Genomic DNA, 24,452 nt, shown 5'->3' on the forward strand with positions numbered 1-24,452 from the left:
ACGTTTTTTCTTATCTAAGACCGCTTCTGTCTTTTAAAACGTCTGATCTTAACGGCGACCACCAAAGTAGCTACCGCAAAGCATATCGCCGCAACCAACGATAGTGCAAAGAGGGCTTTGTATGTATGTTGACGGTCAGCGTGTTGAATAAACAATAGACGGAATATACGCAAATAATGTGTTGACGGGATAGCATTGGCGATTCCTTGCACCCACGTCGGCATTAAGCTAGAAGGCCAAGTAAATCCACTGATAATAAACGCTGGTGTCGCAATAACCATTAACACTTCGGTAGATTTCAGTTGTGAAGGCAAAACCACACTGACTAAAATACCGATAAAACAAACCGCCAACAGGAAAACAAAGGTACATAGTGCAAACCATGGAAAATGGGTTTCCAGAGGCATCCTATAGTACAATCCAAAGCCCCAATACAACGCAATAATTCCTATAGACATCAGCAAGTAGGGAATAACTTTAACAAGAATCAAACCGACAGGATTTGACATCTTTTGGATAAGGTTTCCAAATGTACCTGTTTCGTATTCCGACGAAAATGATAATGCCAACCCCAACAGAAGCACTTGCTGCAACACGGTAATTAACACTCCTGGCAGCATAAAATACAAATAATTTCCGCTTCTAATATTTTGCTTAACGATCGTGGTCCTAAATGGCTCATACTGTTGAGCGGCAATCGTTGCCGGCACGCCTTTCTTCATTTGAGCTTGTATCTGTATGCCGGCTTTCATCGTCATAGCACATACGTTGACAGCCATCAACGCCGTATTTGAAGTCAGTGTATTCGCCCCATCCACAAAGAGAGTCACCTCTGGTAAACGACTTTGCTGTATGCCAGCCGTAAAACCTTTTGGAATATGGACGATGGTAGTCGCGTCATAATTGATCGCCGACTCTTTCGAATGAAACAACGAAGGAAGGATCTGTACCACTGTTATACTTTCGTTATCTTGGAGCATATTAATAAAAGTGCCGCTAAGCGGACCATTATCTTCGTCTACAACAATAATAGGCATTTTCGTTACCTTTCCCTGTTGGTAGACATGCCCTATTAAAATGCCGTACAAAAGCGGTGCCCCCAGAAACAATGCGAATAACACCTTGTTATTATAAAAGAGTTGAAACTCCCGACCTATCAATGTTAAAAAACGCTTCACTTAGCTCCTCCTTTTTATGGCACTTGAAGCACAACACGTGCTTTGGTTAACATTTCATTAGCTCCTATGCTATCTTGAGGCACCACCTTTATTTCGAAAAGAGCTTGCTGACTATCGTAGTCAGGATAAGCAGCCGCGATATTCGCATACGCATTAAGCGCCTTTATTGCGACAACCTTCCCTTTGATATCTTTGTGCTGGAGATAAGGCGCATACACAATCACTTCCTTTCCCTTACTCCAAGCACCAACTTTGTCTTCCGGCACCGTAAAACGGAAATACGTACTGTTATTTAAAAAACCATTCACAATGGGGTAGCCAGCCATAGCCAGTTCCCCAATTTTCAGGTTAACCGTCTCTACACTCATGTCCTGCGGAGCAATGACATACTTTTCTTTAGCAGCAACCGTCACTTCGGCCACGGCTCCTAACGCACGTTCCTTCTGACCCAAGGCCATAATCTGCTGTTCGTAACGAGCGCCTTTCTTCGCCTCACTCATTTCGGCCTGAGCGGCCAAATATTGATTTTTCGCACCTTGGAATTTGGCATAAGCTTCATCGTATTTCTGTGGAGAAACCAAACTATCTTGAAGTAAATTTTGCAACCTATTGATCGACTTTTGCGCAAACTCATACTGTTCTTTCAGTCCGTCGAGCTTTGCTTGCAATTGAACCAACTGCCCCGCAGTCGCTCCTTTTACCAGCATGCTATATTGTGCATCAGCAGACTGTAGCGCTCCTTTCGCTTGTTCTGCCTTGGCATCCACTTCTGGAATATCTAGTATCGCTAGCGTGTCCCCGGCATGGACTATATCGCCTTCCTGTACCAACAGCTTGGTAACCTTGCCAGGTACCTTCGTGACAACCGTGATCTGCTCCCGCTCTATTTTACCTTCAATAGGTTTTTCCGGGTCTACGTTCGTGCAAGAGAAAAAACATAACACGCAAATTATTAAATAGGACTGTTTCATTTTATTCACTTATAGTTTCTAATAACTTCCCCGATGTATGTAATAACTCCAGTGCTGCTGAGCGCTGCTGTAGCACGTTGCTGAAATAATTTAGACATACTTTGTACCACTCGTTCTCTGCAGCCAACAATTCCGTCACATCAATCAGCCCAGCCTCATATTGACGGGACGCCATTTGTAGATTGTTGGTCCCCACTTTTATTTGCTGCTCCCCTACCTGCAATTGATGATTGGCTGTTTGATAACTAAGTTTATTTTTATCAAGTAGTAAACTAAACTTCTCTTCCGCATCCATTCGTTTCGTCATATTAATTAGCTGATCTAGCTGCACTTGCCTCACCTTATTCTTGTGTTCTCCCCCGTTAAAAATATCCCATTTAATGCCTACTCCCAACACGAAGTTTGGGTTCCCTTTCAGGTGGTTACTTTTTAATTCGATGTCACCCACTAACGGTCTACCTTTGATCGTTAAATTCGAATGAAATACATTTAAGTAGTTTGCGGAGCCAAAGGCAAAGACGGTTGGCAATGCCGCGCCGCGTTCTTTTTTATACAAATATGCTTGCGCCCGTGACGAGGCTTCCAGTGCCTTCAATTCTGAACGTTCGTGTACGTCTGTAGGAAGGCTAGTTAAAACCACAGGTACCAATGTGTATTGGATATCTTTTACAACAGAGGTTGACAATGCTGTTTCTTGTTGAATTTTTTTTATTAACAAGTCTCGATTTCCTGAAAGTTCGATCTTTTTTTCTTCCAATTCTAATAAGGCGAGCTTTAACTTATCTCGCTCATAAGGAATAGCTAGGCCGTTTGTAATGGCCTTGTTGATTTTTTCCTGTTCTTTTTTCAATCGCTTTTCCGAATCAACAATTAGTCTATCCACCTCATCCAATAGCATCAATTGATCGAATGTGATGGCAATATTTTTTGCGATATCTTCCCTGCCGGCATCTACCAAATAAGTCTGAGCGTTCACTTTTTCACGTAACGCTTTTTCGCCATTTGGAATTTGAAGTCCGGTAAAAATGACTTGCTTAACGGATATACCGGCATAGGCCGCCTGCGTATTCAACTGGAAATCCGTCGCTCCTTCAAACAGGCCCAGATTTAATATCGGTAAATTCACTGTAGGCAAATCCAGACTTCCGGTGGTATGAATGTAACCATACAGTCCGGTGGCCGACACGTGAGGAAGCTTATTTGCTCTCACCCCCTCCACTTCCAGATTCGCTTTATCCACGTCGAACGATTTAAGCTTAACATCTTTATTTGTCAAAAAAGCCTGTTGAATGACCGTCTTAACTTTTGGATCTATTATAGACTGCGCATTGCTGTAGTCGTGGCAAACCATCAAACTGAATACCAATAAGTTCCAGCATAATTTCTTCCTCATAATGCCCGTTTTATTTATTGTGCAACAAATATCTTGTATATAAGGTTTGCTTTTTTTCAGATATCTTAAAAAAACATCTTTTCAACAAAAAAAGAGATAAACCATCAAGACATTCATGTCTTTGGCAGGATAATACTATATTTCGGAAAATAAGAACAATAAAGCCGAACGGCGTCGCATGGGGTAACCCGATTTTTAGTTTAAACGCACATTAACGGTGACCACGAATGACACTCAAGGTTTGTGGAGAAATGCCCAAATATGAAGCGATATCGCCCAACGGAGCCCGCAGTAAAATATCAGGATGTTGCTCCATCAGTTTTTGATACCTTTCTTGTGCTGTCTCAAACTGTATGCTCTGCAACCGAGAAGAAAATCCGACGAGCGATTGTAAAAGTATAGTTTGTATCAATTGATTGACGGGGATCGAGTAAGTCGCGAGCTTTTCGATTATTGGAAAAGGCACAATAACAACCTTCGTTTGTTCTACAGCCTCAATACCATATCGTGATTTCTTATGGTAAAATGTACTTTCTGATCCGGCGGCAAATGTTCCTTCCTGAAAAAAATAATGTGTAATATTTTTCCCAGATTTATAATAAAACATCCGTACAAGTCCCTGTTCAACAAAATAAACGTTGCGAGAGTAATTTTCGGGAGGAAGAATAAGTTGTTTTTTAGAATAAACTTTTTTGGTGCTTGCTTCATCAATATGCTGTAACAAGTCGTCAGACCAGCCAAATACCTGCTGTAAATAAAGGATCAGTTGCATCCTCTAAATTACTATATTTAATGACAAAATTGAATTGCGCGTATATACTGTTGATCCCAACCCTGCTAAAGTTGCGCAAATTTCAAATATCCAATATGAAATTCGTCATTCGGATCAACAAGCGCTGTCTCAGGCTCTATAAGTAGTTGATACTTCTTCCGTATATAGTGAGGAAGAGCATCTTCAACAACACAAATATCGTCAACGTCTAGTCCATATCGATCGTCGATATGCGGTGAGATAAAATTCTTAAAAAAAGAGGTAGATTTAGCATTACTGGCCGCTTCTTCCGGGGATCGCGCAACAATAAGCTGCTTATAATGGTGTTCTTCAAATTCACCCTCCCGATATCCGCCCAAATTAACGAAAAACAGCTTCGGCGACTGAGGACTGACGATACTTTCCATGCGCTCAACAACATGCACCCGATAATGCTCCACTATTGAAACCAGCCTCCACGCATCAACATGAAGCTTACCATTTGCTTCAGGCCAAAATATTTCCATATCTTTTTTTAGCGCTGTTAACGACTCACCAATACCAAAAAAGACATCATGTTGTTCGGTAAACCTTCCATTCGGTTTACATCCCAACAATACCATATATAAATTTTTAGACATGCTTATTCCTATACTTCAGCTCCAAGTTAAGAATAATATCACGTTTTTTTCCTTCGATAAGGGATAAATTCCCGGCAACAAATACACCTTTTTTCCCGGTGCGTTCATTTGAAATTCCATAGACCGTCGATTCGTCGTCAGGGTTTGAGGGACCTTCATATCTATACAAATGATCTATCTGATAATCTTCGGCTTCTCCAAGGATTTCTTCAAATTCAATATTAAAGTCCACAGTATATCCCATTTCCTGCAATTTAGCTAATGCTACGTCTGCAGTCTCATAATTATGTTTTGTTTCCATAATAAGTTACATCTATTTATGGTTAAACAATCTATTTAGAGATTCTGTTTTCATTATTTTGTTATATATAGTAGTTTATACGCTGATAAATAGTAAGGAATTTTACCAACGTGACAAAAGTCAACTCTTTCCGAAGATTGTACATACACACAATTTTCATTAATTTTGATTAGAATTTTTATAAGATCGATAGCAATCGTCATGGGATATAACGCACCAGCTCCACAGCAAACTCCAGGACAAGCATTTGAACGCCTTGTCGGTATTTTAAATACATTACGTATTGCCTGTCCTTGGGACAAAAAACAAACCATGGAATCGTTGCGTCATTTGACTATTGAGGAAATGTATGAATTAACAGATGCCATTCTAGAGAACGATATCCAGGAAATAAAAAAAGAACTTGGAGACGTGATGATGCACCTCGTCTTTTATGCTAAAATAGCTGATGAACAACAGCATTTTGATGTGACGGATACATTAAATGCCGTTTGTGACAAATTAATCCTAAGACACCCACATATCTACGGCGATACCGTCGTTGAAGATGAAGATGATGTAAAGAGTAATTGGGAAACAATTAAATTAAAAGAAGGTAATAAATCAGTCTTATCTGGGGTTCCTAAAGGTCTGCCCGCATTAGTCAAAGCTTACCGTATCCAAGATAAGGTACGGGGCGTTGGATTCGACTGGACGGATAAGCGTGAAGTCTGGAAAAAGGTTGAGGAAGAATTATATGAATTTAAGCAAGAGGTTAATCTTGAAGAAGCTACAGCCATTAAACACGAAAAGGCTGAGGCAGAATTTGGAGACCTGCTTTTCGCTTTGATCAATTATGCCCGTCATTTGGGTATCAATCCGGAAAATGCCCTGGAACGCACCAATAAGAAATTTATAACACGTTTTAGCTATATCGAAAAAAGAGCTACCGAGAATAGTCAGCAATTAAAAGAAATGACTCTAGAAGAAATGGATCGCTATTGGAATGAAGCAAAAAGTCTCTAAAATAGATGTACAACTTTTAATAAGGAAAAGCCTCAATCAACATATTAATCTTTCTGAACATACCAGAACTTGACCTACTTCATGAAATTTAGATCCGGTTTACCAAATCGAGAATCATCTAGCAAGTTGATGTTATTATTCGCACAACTGTTTTCAATTTTTGCAGCGTTGTCACCCGTTGTAGTCCTGCACAAAGTTTGAAAACAACAATTGTACGCTACATATCCATACGCCATTACTACAATGTAAGGTAGCATTGCTACAACAACAGTAAGCCTTTTATACATTTGGAAGCACACATCAAGGTTCATCACAGTCTAAGGTTTCCACGCGCACAAATAGTTTCTTAAATTGCTCAAATTGACTCCCATCGTAATTGATGTGATGAACGGCATGGTTGACGTTATTCCACCAACCATATACCAATACATAGTCGAAGGCAAGCTCATGTTTGTTCGGACTTCCGAGGTTTTCAAGGTAGGCTTCCCACAAGTACTCCGGATAACCGTTCGTTTTCATTTGGTCTTTAACGAGTACTTCATACGCCCGAAGCAGACTATTACCATTTTGCACCAATGCTTGCGCATAGTATCGGCCATTTTTATTCGTTGGAACGGCCGATAATAACGCGCAAGGATCCTCCTTTGCACGTTTTTGTATTTTTTTTAACGCATATATCTCCCGTATATAACGTAAAACGTCTCTTCGCAGTTGCTGAAAATAGGTATGGGGAACAACGTCTAGTCCATTCACAGAACGTATTACTGAATCAAATCGATTCGAGACTTCGTCGAGGTCACCGTCGTCGTTAACATAAAAATTGCCTCGCACAAGACGATACGTGTCCAACAATTGTTTTTCCGCATACTTTTTATCGTTATAAATACCCCTATAGGTACACAATTCGTCTGCAAACTCAAGTCTCTTGGTCTGTGCATTGGCATTTGTCCCGAACAAGGAAAACACATAGATGATAATCAAAAACGGTTTTGCAAACATGACTGTAAATAAAAACTAATATAGTTAGCCTGCCTTTAATTACCAATTAATACGTAAATTCGCGACATGAAGGAAACTGTTGTCAGCGGTATTCGAAGTACCGGAAAATTACATTTAGGCAATTATTATGGCGCATTGAGCAACTTCGTCAAAATGCAAGACGAGTTCAATTGTTTCTTTTTTATTGCCGATTTACATTCGCTAACGACACATCCCACGCCGGGCGATTTAAGTAGGACCGTTAGGGAGGTTGTCGTTGAATATTTGGCTGCCGGCATTGATCCAGAAAAATCAACTATTTACGTCCAGTCAGACGTACCCGAAGTGGCGGAACTCTATTTATACATGAATATGAATGCTTATCTCGGCGAATTGGAACGTGCTACAGCATTCAAAGATAAGGTCCGGGCCAATCCGGACAATGTAAATGCTGGACTATTAACATATCCAGTACTCATGGCCTGTGATATCCTTCTTCATCATGGCACTAAAGTTCCTGTAGGAAAAGATCAAGAACAGCACCTAGAAATGACACGTACATTCGGAAATCGGTTCAACCGACTGTACAACGTAGATTATTTTAAAGAAGCCTTTGCTTTTTCTTATAGTGATAAACTGGTAAAAATACCCGGGCTCGATGGCAATGGAAAAATGGGAAAATCTAACGGCGATGCCAGTTGTGTGTATTTGAGTGACTCGCCCGACGCTATTCGCAAAAAGGTAATGCGCGCAGTCTCCGATTCCGGTCCTACTGAGATGAATCAAGCTAAACCTGAAGCTGTTCAAAACTTGTTCGACTTAATGAAAGTTGTTTCCTCGCCGGACACGTTAGCTCATTTTGATGACCTCTACAACAATTGTACTATTCGATATGGAGATTTGAAAAAACAGCTTGCTGAAGACATGATTAGAGCTACCGAGCCTGTACGATCACGAATAAACGAAATTGCCGATGATGACGAATATGTAAAGAAAGTTATTCAGTTGGGAGCTGAAAAAGCTGGTGAAAGCGCTCGAAAAACTATCCGTGAAGTTCGCAATATCATCGGTATTCGAAAACTGTTTTAAAAGCATATAGGTTAAACTTTTCACTTTTTAATTAGTTAGTATGCATTTAGCTATTGTTGGCAATATAGGAGCGGGAAAAACGACGCTAACTGAAATGTTAGCACGTCACTTAAAATTCGAGCCCCAATTTGAAGCAGTAGAAAATAATCCCTACTTGGAAGATTTCTACAGCGATATGAAGCGATGGGCTTTCAATTTACAAATCTTCTTTTTGAACAGTCGATTTCGTCATATTGTCGACTTACAAAGTCGGGGGATTAATATGATCCAAGACCGCACGATCTACGAAGATGCCTATATTTTTGCAGAAAATTTATATGATATGGGTTTGATGAGTGCTCGCGATTTCGAAAATTACAGCAATATTTTCCAAAGCATCGTCCATTATATTAAACCTCCGGATTTACTTATTTATTTACGGGCATCTGTACCCACGTTGGTCAATAATATACAACGGAGAGGTCGCGATTATGAATCGGCCATCCGACTTGATTACCTCTCCAAACTCAACGAGAAATACGAAAAATGGATTGGCAATTATACGGAAGGAAAGCTACTGATTCTCGACAAGGATAATTTAGATTTCGCTAGCAAACCAGAAGATCTAGGAAAAATTATCGAGAAAATCGAAGCAGAAATGTTCGGTCTATTTTAACGCGGCTCAAAAAAAGAACTTCAACGGTACTGTTCCTATGACCAGTACCGTTGATTCTCTATACAGATATCATAACAAACCTTCGTCCCGAAAACTGTAGTAGGATTTATCCGTAAAGATAAGGTGATCGTTCACAGCAATTTCCATCAGGCTAGCAGCAGAAACAATCCTTTTTGTTAAGAGTGTATCCGCTTTGCTGGGCTTCAATGTACCAGAAGGATGATTATGTACCAGGATAAGAGAGTTTGCCCTGAATTGCAAAGCATATCGCAGAATGGTGCGGATATCGACTGGTGTAAAATCGTTTCCTCCACGGCCAATGATCTGCTTTCCAATTAGCTTACAGCCCGTGTTTAGGTAAAGTACCCAAAACTCTTCATGTCCCAGATCCTGCATATACGCTTTAAAATAGTCGTAAGCCCGACGGCTACTGTTTAATATTAGTTGTTCCTCGAGTTCTGAGTCACTCCTCCGACGTCCCAGTTCCATCGCAGCGATAATGCTAATGGCTTTCGCCTCGCCGATCCCCTTGTAGGCACACAACTCCCTAGCCTCTAATTTGGATAGATTATTTAGATTGTTTCGCACACCCGCTAATATGCGTCGACACAATGCAACAGCACTTTCCTCACGTGATCCCGAACCGATAAGGATGGCGAGCAGTTCAGCATCAGATAAGGCTCTTCGACCTTTCTCCATTAATTTTTCGCGCGGCCGATCGGCTTCCGACCAATCACGGATGACAAGTTTATTCATTGGTTTTTACGTTATAAATGGGACAGCAATATACAAAAAGTCCATGAATTTCGAAAACGAACCGGCTGCTATCGAAAGCGTTAACAAATCTTAACCAATTGGGATCGAGCTTTTCAGAGATAAACTTTATCTTTGCATTTCCATAAGTAAATTAGAAGAACTATGAGTAAAGCAATTATTAAGACAGAAAAAGGCGACATGACTGTGCAATTTTACACAGAAGACGCTCCTAATACCGTGGCAAATTTTATAAAGCTGGCTAAATCTGGTTACTATGATGGCTTGACGTTTCACCGTGTTATTCCTGACTTCGTGATCCAAGGAGGTTGTCCAAACACACGTGAGGGTGCAACAGGTATGCCCGGTACAGGCGGCCCCGGCTATAAAATCGACTGCGAATTAACCGGAGAAAATCAATACCACGATCGTGGTGTGTTATCGATGGCGCACGCCGGCCGTAATACAGGCGGCTCACAATTTTTTATCTGCCACAGCCGTAACAATACAGCACACTTAGATAGAAATCATACTTGTTTTGGTAAAGTTGTTGAGAATGTGGATATCGTAGACGCAATCCGTCAAGGCGATCGTATTTTAGGAATTGAAGTTATAGAGGATTAATCTGGAATCATGAATTTAAGAGCTTTAGTATCTGTCACGGGTAAACCCGGACTTTTTAAACTAATAGGCCAGAACAAGAGTGGATTTATTTTGGAGTCGTTGGATGCAAAAAAAATAAAATCTACAGTAAATCTGTCCACTACCAAAATGGCGACACTGGAAGATATCACCATTTATGGCGAAGAGGATGAAATTCGCTTAATCGATGTATTCGAGACGATAAAAGAAAAAGGCAGTGAATTACCGGACGCTAAGGCCGACGGGAATACACTACGAGATTTCTTTCGCAATGTAGCACCAGGTCATGATGAATCACGTGTGTACTCTTCTGATATCAAGAAAATTATATCTTGGTACGCGATCATTAAGGATCTCCCCTTATTTGAAGAAGAAACTCCAGCACCAATTCAATAAGTTTCCGAATTAACTGAGAGACAGAAGGTAGGCTATGTATACCTACCTTCTGTTTTAGTTACGTACAACACCGTTCAAAATAAGGAGAGTTGCGTATCGCGATTCGGACGTTCGAAAAGGTCAGTACGCAAAATCGGATACGGTTCCTTTCCCATATATTTATTAACCGCCATCTTGAAAAGTTGTCGAATACCTTCTGCAACTTGTCCCTCTCCTCGAATTCTCCTTCCCCATTCACTATCGTTAAGTTTTCCATCGTGGCAGGCTTCAATGCCGTGAATAATCTTATCGGCCCGATCTGGATAATTTTTATAGACCCAGTCTTTGAAAATATTGGCGATAACACCATTCAGTCGTACAATAGTATAACTTGCCCATTTCGCCCCAGCGCTTGAAGCTTGCTGTATTAACGCAGGCATTTCATCACTGTTGATACCGGGTACAATCGGAGCCACCATTAACGATACTGGTATCCCACGCTCTGCCAACATTTCAATCAATTTCATTCGCGCAGACGATGTCGCGGTACGCGGTTCCATTTTTCGCCGGACCTCTTCGCGCAAGCTATTGATGGTGATCGCTACGGATACCAACCTCATTGATGCAAGTTCTGCAAGCAAATCCAAGTCACGCAACATCAGTACGTTTTTACTAATGAGCGATACCGGATGTTTATAAATAAGCATGGTTTCCAAGAGCTTGCGGGTAAGCTGCAGCTTGCGTTCGATCGGCTGGTAACAATCGGTATTTCCTGACATAAATATCATTTCAGGCAGATAAGTTTTGCGCTCAAATTCTTTTTCCAGTAATTCCACAGCATTATATTTAACCAAAATCCTCCGTTCAAAGTCCAAGCCAGCGCTATATCCCCAATATTCGTGGGAGTTTCGGGCGTAACAATAAATACAACCATGTTCGCAACCTTGATATGGATTCAACGAACGAGCAAAGCCAATATCTGGGCTCTCTACTTTCGATAATATTGATTTGGGATAAGTCGCAATAATCTGCGTGGAAGCAGCTTCTAAAAAGGGTTCGTCTAGCCCTTCAACATGTTCCTGTACATAACTTTTCGAAAAAAAATTATTATTTGGATTGACTTGTGCCCCTCTTCCTTTGAAATATCCGTCGTACGATTTTTCTGAATCCATACCCAAAAATACTAAAAAAATTAGTTTTTTTTAGGTTCAGATTTAATTTCTTTTACTGTGCTTAAACATCCATTCATAGATGTCTTCTTTATGGAATAGACGTTCCACGCTGCCGTGTGTCCCGCCTGGAATGATAGTCAAAGTGACTTCTGCTTCGGGGTTTACTTTCTTAATGGCTCGAAATATTTTTTTTGATTCAGATGATGGCACAGCACGATCCGCACTACCATGTTGAATCCACAAAGGAACAGTGGCTAGGCTTTCAGCATAACGCATCGTTCCTCCACCACAAATGGCCACAGCAGCGGCGACCGACCTAGGATATTTACCGACAAAATCCATCGTTCCGTAACCACCCATGCTCATGCCACAAACGTAGACCCTTGACTCATCAACATTATAATTAGATAACACATAATCCAACACCTCTTTTATTTTGTCCGGGTCCCATCCCCCGTTTGTCTGCGGCGCAACGATTAGCGAAGAAGGAAGCTCCAAACCTCTGTTCTTTGCATAGAGTACACCGTACCGCTTCACGCGGTTCAAATCACTCCCCGACAGACTCCTCCCGTGCAAAAAAATAAGCAGCGGGCTTTTTTCAGTCTCCGTATAGTATTCAGTGTCTATCAAAAAATCGTAAGCAGCCTTGCCGCGGACAGCCTCCTGCTGACCGAAAAGAAGAATGTTCACACACAAAAACAACAGAAAAAATAGATATCTTAGCATAACAGTTTGGATACAAAAGACGCTGTGGCACTATCCTCGACCCACCCCAATTCTTTGCAAAGCGAAAATACAAAATTCCAACTACTTTCCATATTGTCAACCATAGATTGGTTTGCCAAACCGTTGAAGAAGCGCACAGTAAGCAAAACATCTCATCTCAAATTTTCAAATGCAAATCACCATTTCACGCTAGTGACGATTTTCTTTACTTTTGAAAAAAAATTGACGATGAAACCAACTATCACAATTTGTTATTGCCCGAAATGTGGGTGGTTGCTACGTGCCGCATATTTTGCACAAGAACTATTAACAACCTTTGTAGACGACCTGTACGGTGTTACGTTAGCACCGAGCGAAATCAGTGGAAGATTTGAAGTATATATTGACGATACCATTATTTTTGACCGAAAATTGGAGCGCCGTTTTCCTGAAACAAAGGAATTAAAACAAAAGGTTCGCGATATGGTCAACCCAGAAAAAGAACTGGGACACTCCGACAATAAATAATAAAACTGCTCACATGGGATCTGATGGAAAAAGGTAAAATCATGTTAGGCAATAAGCGCCTGCCGTTTAGCTGTTTGTGCACATATTAACGCTTCATTCGTCCATGTACATCGGTTGGCAATCATACACTTTCACATTTATTAACAATTTTACATTTAGTTTTCGTTAATTTTAATCTTCAATAATAGATTAGCATGAAGATATTGCATACTGGTGACTGGCATCTAGGAAAGCGATTAGATTATTTTCCACGTTTAGAAGAACAACGCGCAGTATTAAACGAAATTTGTGAAATAGCAGATGCTGAACAGGTCGACGTCGTATTGATCGCAGGCGATTTGTACGACACATTTAACCCTCCCGTAGACGCTGTTGACTTGCTTTACAAAACACTACGACGGTTGAGCAGCGGTGGAAAACGATTGGTGGTCGCTATAGCTGGCAATCATGACAGTGCCGATCGTATTGACGCGCCAGACACACTCGCTAGAGAATGCGGTATCCTATTTATCGGATATCCCAAAGCGAAGATTCAGTCCTTTGAGTTGTCCCAATGTTTCTCTATCGCGAAATCGGATGAAGGATTCCTAGAGGTTCGCCTACCCTCCTACGACTATCCACTGCGGCTCATTCATACGCCATTTGCGAACGAATTACGACTAAAACAATTCTTAGGCCTAGCCAATAAAGAACAGCAGTTAGACGGACTTTTAAAAGCGCATTGGGCAGATTTGGCCGATAAATATTGTGATGCACAAGGTTTAAACTTGTTGATTGCCCATCTGTATATGCTGAAACGAGGAGGAGAAATATTAGAAGAGCCAGACGGTGAAAAACCAATCAAAGTCGGATACGCCGATTTGATTTATTCCGACGGTATTCCACCACAGATTCAATATACAGCACTAGGCCATTTGCATCGCTTTCAGCAGATCGGCGGTCATCCAGCTCCCGTCGTTTATCCCAGCAGCCCGCTAGCTTACTCGTTTTCGGAAGCAGGACAACAGAAAGGTGTGGTTATTATAGAAGGTGTACCTGCCGAACCCGTGCAATACAGGTTTGTACCTCTAACAGCTGGACGCAAACTATATCGGAAGAAATTTGATGATATCGACACGGCGGTCCATTGGTTACGCGAAAATTCTAATGCTTTGGTTGAGCTGACACTTGTTAGCAATGAATTTTTGAGTTCTGCAGATTTAAAACGGATCCATGAAGCGCACGATGGCATAATTCATATCATTCCTGTCATACGAAAAGAAGAGGCGGCCATTGAGAAAGCACGAACGATCAATTTGGAACAAGATCTGGATAATCTTTTCAAGGACTACTTCCATTATCGCCTTGGACAGCCCCCCAATGAAGAAATTATGAGTTTACTGAATGAAGTAATGAACAGTGAAACGGAAACGGAGGACTAAGTGTTACCTATATATCTAAGCATAGAAGGATTATATTCCTACCAAAAGAAACAGGAAATAGATTTCACGGATCTTACGGAAGCAGGATTGTTTGGAATTTTCGGCAAAGTTGGTTCTGGAAAATCAACCATCATTGAAGCAATAAGTTTCGCGCTGTACGGCGACACCGAACGTCTCAATAAACAGGAGAAACGCACCTATAATATGCTCAACTTGAAATCGGACGCTGCGACTATCGTCTTCGAGTTTTTGAATTTTGAGGGAAGAAAATTTAGATGTATAGCTCAGTGGAGACGCCGCAAAAAATTTGAAGAAACAACTTCATTAGAACGGTACGCATACGAATGGAAAGAGGGCGACTGGCACCCTTTGGAATCCAGCGACGGGAGCGAAATGACACACCTGACTTATCCTAACTTCAGGCGAACGATCATTATTCCGCAAGGTCAGTTTAAGGAATTTTTGGAGTTGCGGGGAAAAGATAGATCGGATATGATGAAAGACATATTCCATCTTAATCGATTTGACCTGGGGCCAAAAGTTTCTGTGCTACAACGCAAGAATAATAACGAATTAGAACAGCTCAAAGGTGCACTTTCTGGCTATGAATCCGTGAGCACAGATATATTGGAGAGTAAGCAAACCGAGCTGCAATCTGCACAAAAAGCACTGGAACTTGTCAAACGGGAAAATGAAAGCCTGGAAAACGAAGTAAAAAAGCTAACCGAAAGTAAACGCATACACGGTGAGCTCCAATCGAAAAAGGCAGAGGTACAAACTCTATTAGCAGATCAGCCGAGGATGCTGCAGCTTGAGCAAGAACTCCATACTTATGAGCAGACAAATCTGGCTTTTCGCGATATTCTTAACAACACACATCTACTAAACAAAGAAAAGGAAAAACTTACATTTAAAATTGAACAGCTGAGTGCAAAGAAGCAGGATACGTTGGGTCGCTTAGAAGAACAAGAGCGGGAATGGGAGCTTATAGCTGTGGACTATCGGCAGCTGGAGGTTTTTAAAGCACAGCTGGAAGATTACAAGCAGTTGCTCATCATAGCGCAAAACAAAGAACATCAAGCGCTTTTGAAAAAGCGCATAGCCGATGGAAAACCGCACTTGGCCGCTGTTCAGAAAGAGGAAAAAGCTTTGCAAGCAAAGCTACAGTCAGAAGAATCACGCCTGGAAACACTGAAAAATGAAAAGATTGACACCAATATTCTACTCGCGATGGAAGCTTGGTATCAAAACGATGACCATATTGCTGAAAGCATTGCCGAACTCGATAAACAACTAGCACAATGGCGCGTTGAACGACAGGAAATCGCGTCAGAATTTGAAAAAGATGGAGTCACTTTAGAAACATGGGAATCAACTATCCACGAAACAGAGCAACGGTGGCAAGACGAATTAACGACCTTGCAACAACAAGAAACCCAATGGAACGTTCAAGCAAAACTAGCTGAATTTGCCGACAATTTGGAAAATGGACAACCATGCCCGCTTTGCGGTGCATTGGAGCACCCTTTTCCTATGACAGCACATGGCGCCCAGACGAAAACGCAAGACTTTTCCAACAAGCAGCAAGAGATCAGCCGTCAATTACGCACGTTACGCGAACGCTATCAACGCTTTACCCACCTGAGTTTACGATGGAAAGATAAAACGGCCCAACTAGAGCAACAAGAAATCAACTTGCAGCAATGGCATAACCGTCGCGACACGCACAGAGCACAATTCTGTTGGCCTTCCTTCTCCGCTACGGATAAAACAGCATTCTTGACATATAAGGACGAAAACCGAGTCGCGGAAGGACAAATTAAAGTCGTTGAATCAACAATTAAAGAAGTGCGGACACAAATAAGTTTGGCTCAAAACAAAATCGATAAATATAAAAATTCATTATCCGAATTCGAGCAAAATTTAGCTGTCGCGGAGGGTGTCATTCGGCAGAGCGAAGCGCAGCTCCGTGTTTTGCAACGGCGAGATTTCGAGAAGCATACGGAAACGACACTTTCAACCAAGAAACAAACTATCGAGCAGAAGATAAAGCACCTGGAAGACAGCTTTACACGGCTTTCAGAATCCATTCAGTTGTTAAAAACTGCGTTTGCTTCAGTAAACGCGGAGCGCGTCGCAGCCAAAGAGCAGTTCCAGCAGCTTTATCAACAGCTAAGCGTGAAGCAAGCCGAGATATCCGCCCTATTAAAAGAGTTTGGCTATAGTGACATTATCCAAGTTCAACAGATTTTACAAAAAAATATGGATATAGAGCGCAGCAGGAAAACATTACACGACTTTCATCTAGCTCTTCAGATAGAACTTGCTCAGATTGCAGACCTCGAACAGCGTGTCGCTAACGACCCTTATGATGAAGAAAGCTACCAGGAAAAACGGAGACTGTTTAGTTTAAAGAGAGAGGAGTTGGAGTTGCAAATGCGTTTGACAGGCGCTCTTGAAAAAGAGTGTATGCGTTTACAGGTCGAATTTGCAAAAAAAGAAAAATTATTAGACTTGTATGAAAAACTTAATTTACGAAAAAGCAACTTGACAACCCTGGAAAACCTCTTCCGAGGATCTGGTTTCGTCAATTACATTTCAAGTATACACCTACAACGCCTATGTGAAATTGCTAATGTACGTTTTCACCGACTAACAAAAAATAGCTTAAGTTTAGCCATCAACGAGAACAACGAATTCGAGGTGGTTGACTTTCTTCATAATGGGTTTAGGCGATCCGTGAAAACACTATCTGGGGGACAAAGCTTTCAAGCCTCTCTATGCTTAGCACTCGCTTTAGCTGAAAACATACAATCATTAAACAAAGCCGACAAAAACTTCTTTTTCATCGATGAAGGTTTTGGCACACAGGATCCTGAGAGCATGAATATTGTATTTGAGACACTACAATACCTTCATCGGGAAAACCGAATTGTGGGTGTTATTTCGCACGTTGAGGAGCTGAAAGAACGGATACCTCGGTCAATTACGGTAATAAACCATTTAGAGTACGGCAGTCAGATCCAAAGCAACTTTTAGCTACTACTTATGTCAAAAAACTATGTTATTATCGTTGCGGGAGGTACAGGGAGCCGTATGAATAGCCAGCTTCCCAAGCAATATCTCTTATTGGGCGAACGTCCCGTGTTGATGCACACCATAGAACAATTTTCGATTGCTGGCAGTGCGCCAGAGATTATCGTGGTTATCCATCCGACTATGCACGACACGTGGAATGTCCTGTGTGCAGAGCACGGCTTTAAAGTTCCTCACACCGTGATATATGGCGGCCAAACGAGATTTCAAAGTGTAAAACGAGGTCTCGAAAAAATTGTAGAGTTCGAAAAAGAACATCTGGAAAAAATCGTCATCGCGGTGCACGACGCGGCACGTCCCGTAATTGACGTTCGGCTTATTGATGAAAGTTTTGAACAGACTCGTCGTTTGGGAGCTACTGTACTTGCTGTTAACAGTACTAATTCAGTCCGCTTTGGTACGATTGATAGAAATGAAGCCGTGAACCGAGACGATGTTTGGATTGTCCAAACGCCTCAAACTTTTCGTGGGGATATCCTGCATAAAGCATTTAAACAGAATGAGCATCCTTCGTTTACAGATGATGCTTCCGTCGTTGAAAAGTTGGGCTACACGATCAACCTGATCCCAGGCGATTATCGAAATATCAAAATCACCTATCCTGAGGATATCCGTGTAGCCCAATACTACATCGAGTCGCTAGCACTAGGAAGCTCCACGAATGATTCTGAGTAAAATGGCAATAATAGCGATTACTAATAAAATGTGGATAATACCACCTGTTGCATATCCGCCGAAGAAACTAACAGCCCAAATAATGACTAGTACTACGGCTACCAAATAAAGAATGTTTCCCATAACTTCTACAATTGATTTAAAAAATTAATTTCCTGTTTTTTTTAAGAGAACACGCTTTCAAAGAGAAAAGTTTTTGATATTTCAGAAAATAATAGGTGAAACTAGCGCAACCATCTGTCAAGAAATATACGACAACGTCGTTATCCCACGTATTTCACACCTTTTTGTAAGGACGCATGTGGTTATAAATTGATGTCGATCGTCAGACGATCATACGCGACGAACATCCCATTTGGCAAACCAGCCTGAATATCGACATGTTTCCCAAAGCGATGACTGATGTGCGTCAGATAGGTGGTATGAGGCCGGATTTCCTCAGCAAAAGCGATCGCTTCTTCTTTCGTGAAGTGCGATATATGCGGCTCTTCCTGAAGCGCATTTATCACTAATGTTGTGACACCTTTCAACAAAGACTTCGAGATCGCAGGCACCGTTTTAGCGTCGGTAATATAAGCAAAATCACCCAACCGGAATCCGAGTACAGGCATCTTGTAGTGCATAACCTCGATCGGCATTACCGTATGCATCCCGATTGCGAAGGGTTCGCCGGAAACGATGGGTTCTAATTCCAAGCGAGGAACACCAGGATATTTTATTTCCCCGAATGCATAATAGAATTCTCTTTTTAAGGCCTGATGCGTCAAGTCCGTCGCATAAATCGGGATGGATGTCTGTTGTTGATAATTAAATGCACGAACGTCATCCATTCCTGCAATATGGTCCTTATGCGCATGCGTTATAAGGATAGCATCTAGATGCCGTACATCTTCGCGAAGCATCTGATAACGAAAATCCGGCCCGGTGTCAACCACAAACGTCCCTCCCTCCGATTCAACTAAGATGGAGCTACGGAGCCGTTTATCACGTTTATCAGTCGATCGGCATACCGCACACTGACATGCAATCACGGGCACCCCCTGTGAAGTTCCTGTCCCTAAAAACGTTACTTTCACAGTGCTGCCTCTTCTTTCTTAAGGAACTTGTAAAACTCCCTTTTCTTGTCATCAAGGAGATTAATATCCACATCCATGTCGCGGAGAAGTTGAATCAACGATTGTATGCGTACCTCCAAATTGGAAAATTTATTAACAACGATAACCTTTTTGTTTTGTAATACACAAGCACCCGTTCGAAAAGAACCTTTTTCGTACCGTATTCTATATCCTAAAACATCAAAAAGATCCTCTAGCTTTCCTAAATTATGTTGTGTAAATGCGATCACGATCTAAAATTTTAAACAAAATAAAAAACTTTATTCTTTTTTACAGCGTCCAACGCACCTATTTTTCAACAACACGGCAGATACATATTGGCGAATAAAACCTGTACCATAAGCAAACAACTGTACATACGCGGCTAATACACCCAAGAGCGCTACTTTAAGATCTCGAGTCTTTATCAGCGCATGCAAAAACAACAATACCGTGTACAGACCCAAAAAACCATTTCCGATCCATATCAGCGCAATCCATATTTGTGGTCGTCCAGCGTGTAGAAATACAAAGAGATTCAAAGCGAATAAAGCTATCACGCCAACTACAAAAACAGCGGGCAAGGCATGGACGGTTTTCAGCTCGCCCGGAAAAAGCATAAAAATATCAATTCGCCCTTTGCCAAATGCATGTGTTTGTTTGAAAAACTGAGCAAATGTAGCACGGCGCTTATGGTAAACGAATGCTTCTGGTATAAGCCCGACACGAAATCCAGCTCCAATCATGCGAATGCTAAATTCAATATCTTCTGATCGTCTCGAGAGACGAAAACCGTTCGTTTTTTCGTACACCTGTCTCGATATGCCCATATTGAAGCTTCTCGGATGGAATTGTCCGACATGCTTTTTATTGCCACGAATCCCACCGGTCGTAAACGGACTTGTCATCGAGTACGAAATCGCTTTCTGTACATCCGTGAACGAAGCGTGTGCCGCATCCGGACCTCCAAAAGCATCCCATTGTTTTTTTTCAAGCGCATCCAATACATGATTTAAATAGGTGTCGGGGACCAAAATATCCGAATCAAAAACAATAAAGAAATCGCCTTTCGCTTTTGAAAATCCGTAGTTGCGGGCAAAACCTTGTCCTTCATTGCGCTTCTCGAAATAGCGTATAGCCAATCGGTCCTTATAACGGTTTACAATATCTTTCGATGAAATCGATGAACCATCCTCCACAACAATGACCTCGAAAGATCGGTATTGGAGCCGGGTTAAAGAATCCAACAATTCATCAATTTCCTGAGGGCGATTGTACAGGGGTATAATAATGGAAAAGAACATCTAAATTACCTTTTCAATATGGTATTTATTGCGTTCACTCGCATTCCTGGATACCAACTCCGCTATAAATCCTGTCAGGAACAATTGGGTACCAATAAGAATCGCCACGAGTGATAAGTAAAACAAGGGTTGATCGGTTACATTTCGATAGGGACTTCCATGAGCGATACTCATCAATTTATCAAAAATCAAATAACAAGTAATAACAAATCCCACAAGGAAGCTTAACACCCCAATTGCTCCAAAAAAGTGCATAGGGCGTTTCCCAAATTTACCAACGAAAAAGATAGATAAGAGATCAAGAAATCCCTTCACAAATCTTCCAGGTCCAAACTTGGTCGTTCCATATTTTCGGGGATAATGTTGTACAATTTGTTCTTGTATTTTTTTGAATCCCGCCCATTTTGCCAATACGGGGATATAGCGATGCATCTCGCCATACACCTCCACGCTTTTCACAACATCTTTGCGATAGGCCTTTAGTCCACAGTTAAAATCGTGCAGGTTATGAATTCCCGACATACTACGGGTTACCGCATTGAACAACTTCGTCGGGATAGTCTTAGTTAACGGATCATAACGTTTCTGCTTCCAGCCGGAAACCAAGTCAGCCCCTTGGTTTTTTATACGATCATACAATTCAGGGATCTCGTCTGGACTATCCTGTAAATCGGCATCCATGGTAATTACAACGTCCCCTTCAGCGGCGTTGAACCCAACATTTAAGGCTGCCGATTTGCCATAGTTTCTACGAAATTTGATGCCTATAATTTCTTCATGCTGTAATCGAAGTGCTTCGATAACTTTCCACGAAGCATCATTGCTTCCGTCATCCACTAAAATAATCTCGTAGGAAAACTGATGTTGCAACATGACTCGGCGGATCCAATCCGTGAGTTCAGGTAAGGATTCCTCCTCATTATATAGGGGGATTACAACTGAAATGTCCATATAAAATTTACCTTCATCTCCTTTTAAAAATCGGCAAGATACCGAGCGGCCATCTTTGCCTTTGAAAAAAACAGGCAGGACTCTAGTTAAAACATAAAAAGCCCTGCTTGCTCAAATGTGTGAAAAATATATCAGTGGCGAGGCACATACATTCTAGAACGTATTTTCCATCATCCACTAAGGAAAATTACGGTTTGTCCTGCCAAGGATGCGCCGAATCACCGGGGTTAGATTGCAAAAATGCAGGACGCTCCCGCTTCAAAATAGCCGCTAAAATCAAAGCAAAAACGAAATACATGATCAAACTCACCCCCAGTCCTTTTAAAGTCTGTCCGATCGAAAATTCGCGAAGTTCGTCTCTGGTTTTTTCTAAATCGGCAACTTGCTTGTCAATCAAATCGTCATCGGCACCGATGCTTTCCATGGTCTCAATTGTCATATTGATTGTCTTATCAAAGATAATCTGTTGAGGTTCTGGATTAACTAGATTAAAAACGGCACCTCCTATACTAGAGATAATCACAGCGATCGCCAACATGGTGAAGATGCTTTTTAGCGCCTGGCTGAAATTCCAGAATCCACCGGCAGCCTTGCGAAGTCCTACGGCAAAATAAGCAGAAAGTGCAATCATAACAACCAGGGTCAATCCGCCGGTAATCATTGAACTCATCTTAAAGTTGCCGCTGTTCATCAGGACATACATTGATACGATACTGACAACCAGTGCGATGATTCCAAGATATATTCCAAATTTTATGCCCTCCTTTTTGACCTCGTCGGCCGGGAACGCTCCGTGCATGTCTTGATTCATAAATTATTTGTTAAAGTTTATAATAATTTGGTAGATAGCGGTGTCCAATGATTTATTCGCTGCGTGCTGCTTAAAGTCGTTCAATTGTTCAGGCGTTGGATACGGCTCCGCAAAGAAACTCATCATACTATAAAAAAGTTCTTTTAAATCATCTTGATAAGACAAAGAGGAAGCAACTTTGGCGATCTCTGCATAATTGCTATCAACCAAAATTTGGTTTGCGATCACTTTCTCATAGATAGCATACTCATCCTGAAATTCATCTTCCTCTACTAACAAAAATTCTTTTAAGTAATCGTCCAAAGATGGTTCAATCTCGTCGTCAGCACATTCCCGAAGGTATAAAAATATATTCAATAATTCGGTACCTCGATCGATGGTGTCTTCTTCGATAGCTTCCCATTCAGGAGAATCCAAATAGTCTGCCTCTAACTTTTGCACATCTTCAGCAAAAAAGTTCACCATAAGTAAGTCAAAATAAACCTCTCGCACCTCTTCGAAGTGCTGATGATCATCAAACGCCTCGTCCAGCGCTTGAACTTTGTCCATAAAAGGAGCATCTTTGTCAAATGCATCTCGAAGAGCCTGAACCAACGCTTCCGCTTCCACATTTTCAGCAGCGGCATATGCTTGGATACCTGCCTCAAAAGCTTTTTTTACCTTTGCATCCATAATTTAATAGTTTTCGACCAATTGGCCATGATTTATTACTGCTTTAACTTTACCAATCAACTCTTCCCCAAAAACAGGGCTATTTGCCGATTTTGATTTATTCGTTTGCACACTATAAACCCATTTCTCGTCTAAGCTAAAAATAACAAGATTCGCCAAACTTCCTTCCAGAAGGGTAGGTACCTTTTTTCCGACAATTTGTCTAGGACGAATCGCCAGCTTATAGACAATTTCCTCAGCCTGAAGGCCTGCTTTCACCAAAAATGGCAATACAGTCTGTAATCCCAAAATCCCCTCTTTCGCAATATGAAATTCCACATTTTTATACTCAATTTCATGTGGCGTATGTTGCGAAACAATGGCATCAATTGTACCGTCCTTTAGACCCTTTATAAGCGCCTTTACGTCCTTTTTTGTTCGCAATGGTGGATTCACTTTAAAATTACTATCAAAGCCAACCACATCAGCGTCCGTAAATACCAGATTGTGTGCTGCTACATCACATGTCACGCGAATGCCTTTTGATTTGGCTCTTCTGATCAACTCAACAGACTCGGCGGTAGAAATGCAAGTGAAGTGAATGGGAGCTTCATTGTATTCGGCTAGAAACAGATCACGCGATACCATTAATGATTCCGCCAGATTCGGCTTTCCTTTCATCCCAAGATACGTGCTCACCTCTCCCTCATTCATCTGATTCCCACCAGCGATCGATTCATCTTCCGGAAACGAAATGATTAATGCGCCAAAGCCCTTTGCGTATAATAATGCTCGTCCCATCAGACCGCCTTGTTGCACGCTATGGTTGCCGTCACTAAAAGCAAGTGCTCCGGCAGATTGCATGTCATACAACTCCGCCAGTTCTTTACCTTCCCGTTTTTTACTAATAGCGCCGATCGGATGTACGTCCACGATATTTCCTTTAGCTGTATTCACAATTAACGAGACTTCCGACCGACTATGGATAGGTGGATTGGTATTTGGATAGGCCACGATCGCGGTATAACCACCTGCAGCCGCGCCGGCTGTTCCCGTTTTAATATCCTCTTTTGTTTCCAGCCCAGGTTCTCCGAGATTAGTGTGCAAATCGAAAAAACCTGCGGATACCACACATCCTTTTCCGTCGATTATGTGTTGTTTCTTGTCTTTCGATACAATCTTTTTTGCTATTCGAGTAATATTTCCGTTTTCAATATGTATATCGACAATCTCTCCGTTATGCGGATGACCAGGTAATACCAGCTTGGCAGCAGAAATTAAAATATTATTCATGGATGTTATGTAAACAATT

Annotated in this window: 27 protein-coding genes; 9 read left to right on the plus strand and 18 right to left on the minus strand. The window is 41.4% G+C overall.

Going from position 1 to position 24,452, the window contains the following annotated elements; genetic code table 11:
• Positions 1-14: 14 nt before the first annotated feature.
• The 6 genes from ACFSR5_RS09180 to ACFSR5_RS09205 all read right to left on the minus strand — a co-directional run bounded on the left by ACFSR5_RS09180 (position 15) and on the right by ACFSR5_RS09205 (position 5,235).
• Complete coding sequence (locus ACFSR5_RS09180; protein WP_380902931.1) at positions 15-1,178, minus strand: ABC transporter permease; 1,164 nt, start codon at positions 1,176-1,178, stop codon at positions 15-17.
• Positions 1,179-1,192: 14 nt separating this feature from the next.
• Positions 1,193-2,149 (minus strand): HlyD family secretion protein, encoded by a 957-nt coding sequence (locus ACFSR5_RS09185; protein ID WP_380902933.1) that lies wholly within the window; start codon positions 2,147-2,149, stop codon positions 1,193-1,195.
• Between the two features lies 1 nt (position 2,150).
• Positions 2,151-3,542: a TolC family protein gene (locus ACFSR5_RS09190; RefSeq protein ID WP_380902935.1), complete on the minus strand. Its 1,392-nt coding sequence runs from the start codon at positions 3,540-3,542 to the stop codon at positions 2,151-2,153.
• Between the two features lie 211 nt (positions 3,543-3,753).
• Positions 3,754-4,314, minus strand: a complete 561-nt coding sequence (locus ACFSR5_RS09195) for a Crp/Fnr family transcriptional regulator (RefSeq protein WP_380902937.1) — start codon at positions 4,312-4,314, stop codon at positions 3,754-3,756.
• A gap of 65 nt (positions 4,315-4,379) precedes the next feature.
• The gene (locus ACFSR5_RS09200) at positions 4,380-4,934 is read right to left on the minus strand and encodes a DUF1543 domain-containing protein (RefSeq protein WP_380902939.1); all 555 of its coding nucleotides are present in this window, start codon (positions 4,932-4,934) and stop codon (positions 4,380-4,382) included.
• Positions 4,927-5,235: a hypothetical protein gene (locus ACFSR5_RS09205; protein ID WP_380902941.1), complete on the minus strand. Its 309-nt coding sequence runs from the start codon at positions 5,233-5,235 to the stop codon at positions 4,927-4,929. Before ACFSR5_RS09205 ends, ACFSR5_RS09200 begins: the two co-directional genes overlap by 8 nt.
• A gap of 201 nt (positions 5,236-5,436) precedes the next feature.
• Here ACFSR5_RS09205 and mazG point away from each other — a divergent pair, with 201 nt between their 5' ends.
• Positions 5,437-6,240: a nucleoside triphosphate pyrophosphohydrolase gene (mazG, locus tag ACFSR5_RS09210; protein ID WP_380902943.1), complete on the plus strand. Its 804-nt coding sequence runs from the start codon at positions 5,437-5,439 to the stop codon at positions 6,238-6,240.
• Between the two features lie 300 nt (positions 6,241-6,540).
• Here the strand turns inward: mazG and ACFSR5_RS09215 are convergent, their stop codons facing one another.
• Positions 6,541-7,239: a hypothetical protein gene (locus tag ACFSR5_RS09215; RefSeq protein ID WP_380902945.1), complete on the minus strand. Its 699-nt coding sequence runs from the start codon at positions 7,237-7,239 to the stop codon at positions 6,541-6,543.
• Positions 7,240-7,305: 66 nt separating this feature from the next.
• Between ACFSR5_RS09215 and trpS the strand changes: the two genes are divergently transcribed.
• Positions 7,306-8,307 (plus strand): tryptophan--tRNA ligase, encoded by a 1,002-nt coding sequence (gene trpS / locus ACFSR5_RS09220; RefSeq protein WP_380902947.1) that lies wholly within the window; start codon positions 7,306-7,308, stop codon positions 8,305-8,307.
• 40 nt (positions 8,308-8,347) lie between these two features.
• Positions 8,348-8,962 (plus strand): deoxynucleoside kinase, encoded by a 615-nt coding sequence (locus ACFSR5_RS09225; RefSeq protein WP_380902949.1) that lies wholly within the window; start codon positions 8,348-8,350, stop codon positions 8,960-8,962.
• A 69-nt stretch (positions 8,963-9,031) separates the two neighbouring features.
• Here the strand turns inward: ACFSR5_RS09225 and radC are convergent, their stop codons facing one another.
• Positions 9,032-9,718, minus strand: a complete 687-nt coding sequence (gene radC / locus ACFSR5_RS09230; RefSeq protein WP_380902951.1) for a RadC family protein — start codon at positions 9,716-9,718, stop codon at positions 9,032-9,034.
• Positions 9,719-9,880: 162 nt separating this feature from the next.
• Between radC and ACFSR5_RS09235 the strand changes: the two genes are divergently transcribed.
• Together ACFSR5_RS09235 and ACFSR5_RS09240 are read left to right on the plus strand one after the other, a co-directional pair.
• Positions 9,881-10,339 (plus strand): peptidylprolyl isomerase, encoded by a 459-nt coding sequence (locus ACFSR5_RS09235; RefSeq protein ID WP_380902953.1) that lies wholly within the window; start codon positions 9,881-9,883, stop codon positions 10,337-10,339.
• Positions 10,340-10,348: 9 nt separating this feature from the next.
• On the plus strand, positions 10,349-10,753 hold the full coding sequence (locus tag ACFSR5_RS09240) for a DUF5606 family protein (protein WP_380902955.1): 405 nt from the start codon (positions 10,349-10,351) through the stop codon (positions 10,751-10,753).
• A 74-nt stretch (positions 10,754-10,827) separates the two neighbouring features.
• Here the strand turns inward: ACFSR5_RS09240 and ACFSR5_RS09245 are convergent, their stop codons facing one another.
• Together ACFSR5_RS09245 and ACFSR5_RS09250 are read right to left on the minus strand one after the other, a co-directional pair.
• Complete coding sequence (locus ACFSR5_RS09245) at positions 10,828-11,904, minus strand: PA0069 family radical SAM protein (RefSeq protein ID WP_380902957.1); 1,077 nt, start codon at positions 11,902-11,904, stop codon at positions 10,828-10,830.
• A gap of 42 nt (positions 11,905-11,946) precedes the next feature.
• Positions 11,947-12,630, minus strand: a complete 684-nt coding sequence (locus ACFSR5_RS09250) for a carboxylesterase family protein (RefSeq protein WP_380902959.1) — start codon at positions 12,628-12,630, stop codon at positions 11,947-11,949.
• 228 nt (positions 12,631-12,858) lie between these two features.
• Here ACFSR5_RS09250 and ACFSR5_RS09255 point away from each other — a divergent pair, with 228 nt between their 5' ends.
• The 4 genes from ACFSR5_RS09255 to ACFSR5_RS09270 all read left to right on the plus strand — a co-directional run bounded on the left by ACFSR5_RS09255 (position 12,859) and on the right by ACFSR5_RS09270 (position 18,329).
• On the plus strand, positions 12,859-13,137 hold the full coding sequence (locus ACFSR5_RS09255; RefSeq protein ID WP_380902961.1) for a SelT/SelW/SelH family protein: 279 nt from the start codon (positions 12,859-12,861) through the stop codon (positions 13,135-13,137).
• Between the two features lie 194 nt (positions 13,138-13,331).
• Positions 13,332-14,558, plus strand: a complete 1,227-nt coding sequence (locus ACFSR5_RS09260) for a metallophosphoesterase family protein (RefSeq protein WP_380902963.1) — start codon at positions 13,332-13,334, stop codon at positions 14,556-14,558.
• Positions 14,559-17,597: an SbcC/MukB-like Walker B domain-containing protein gene (locus ACFSR5_RS09265; RefSeq protein WP_380902965.1), complete on the plus strand. Its 3,039-nt coding sequence runs from the start codon at positions 14,559-14,561 to the stop codon at positions 17,595-17,597.
• A gap of 9 nt (positions 17,598-17,606) precedes the next feature.
• Positions 17,607-18,329, plus strand: coding sequence for a 2-C-methyl-D-erythritol 4-phosphate cytidylyltransferase (locus ACFSR5_RS09270; protein ID WP_380902967.1), 723 nt, complete (start codon positions 17,607-17,609; stop codon positions 18,327-18,329).
• Here ACFSR5_RS09270 and ACFSR5_RS09275 read toward each other — a convergent pair.
• The 8 genes from ACFSR5_RS09275 to ACFSR5_RS09310 all read right to left on the minus strand — a co-directional run bounded on the left by ACFSR5_RS09275 (position 18,300) and on the right by ACFSR5_RS09310 (position 24,433).
• Positions 18,300-18,452, minus strand: a complete 153-nt coding sequence (locus ACFSR5_RS09275; RefSeq protein WP_380902969.1) for a lmo0937 family membrane protein — start codon at positions 18,450-18,452, stop codon at positions 18,300-18,302. The two genes, ACFSR5_RS09270 and ACFSR5_RS09275, sit on opposite strands and share 30 nt — an antisense overlap.
• Before the next feature lie 182 nt (positions 18,453-18,634).
• The gene (locus ACFSR5_RS09280) at positions 18,635-19,405 is read right to left on the minus strand and encodes an MBL fold metallo-hydrolase (RefSeq protein ID WP_380902971.1); all 771 of its coding nucleotides are present in this window, start codon (positions 19,403-19,405) and stop codon (positions 18,635-18,637) included.
• Positions 19,402-19,674, minus strand: coding sequence for a hypothetical protein (locus ACFSR5_RS09285; protein WP_380902973.1), 273 nt, complete (start codon positions 19,672-19,674; stop codon positions 19,402-19,404). The genes ACFSR5_RS09280 and ACFSR5_RS09285 overlap by 4 nt, the downstream gene beginning before the upstream one ends.
• Before the next feature lie 30 nt (positions 19,675-19,704).
• Positions 19,705-20,727, minus strand: a complete 1,023-nt coding sequence (locus tag ACFSR5_RS09290) for a glycosyltransferase (RefSeq protein ID WP_380902975.1) — start codon at positions 20,725-20,727, stop codon at positions 19,705-19,707.
• Positions 20,728-21,678, minus strand: a complete 951-nt coding sequence (locus ACFSR5_RS09295) for a glycosyltransferase family 2 protein (protein WP_380902977.1) — start codon at positions 21,676-21,678, stop codon at positions 20,728-20,730.
• A gap of 187 nt (positions 21,679-21,865) precedes the next feature.
• Positions 21,866-22,489 (minus strand): DUF4199 domain-containing protein, encoded by a 624-nt coding sequence (locus ACFSR5_RS09300; protein ID WP_380902979.1) that lies wholly within the window; start codon positions 22,487-22,489, stop codon positions 21,866-21,868.
• Between the two features lie 3 nt (positions 22,490-22,492).
• Positions 22,493-23,161 carry a hypothetical protein gene (locus ACFSR5_RS09305; RefSeq protein ID WP_380902981.1) on the minus strand — a complete coding sequence of 223 codons (669 nt, stop codon included), beginning with the start codon at positions 23,159-23,161 and terminating at the stop codon, positions 22,493-22,495.
• 3 nt (positions 23,162-23,164) lie between these two features.
• A complete protein-coding gene (locus ACFSR5_RS09310) occupies positions 23,165-24,433 on the minus strand; it encodes a dihydroorotase (protein WP_380902983.1) in 1,269 nt (422 codons plus the stop codon).
• Positions 24,434-24,452: the final 19 nt, after the last annotated feature.

Source organism: Sphingobacterium suaedae, assembly GCF_042684625.1.
Lineage (GTDB): Bacteria > Bacteroidota > Bacteroidia > Sphingobacteriales > Sphingobacteriaceae > Sphingobacterium > Sphingobacterium suaedae.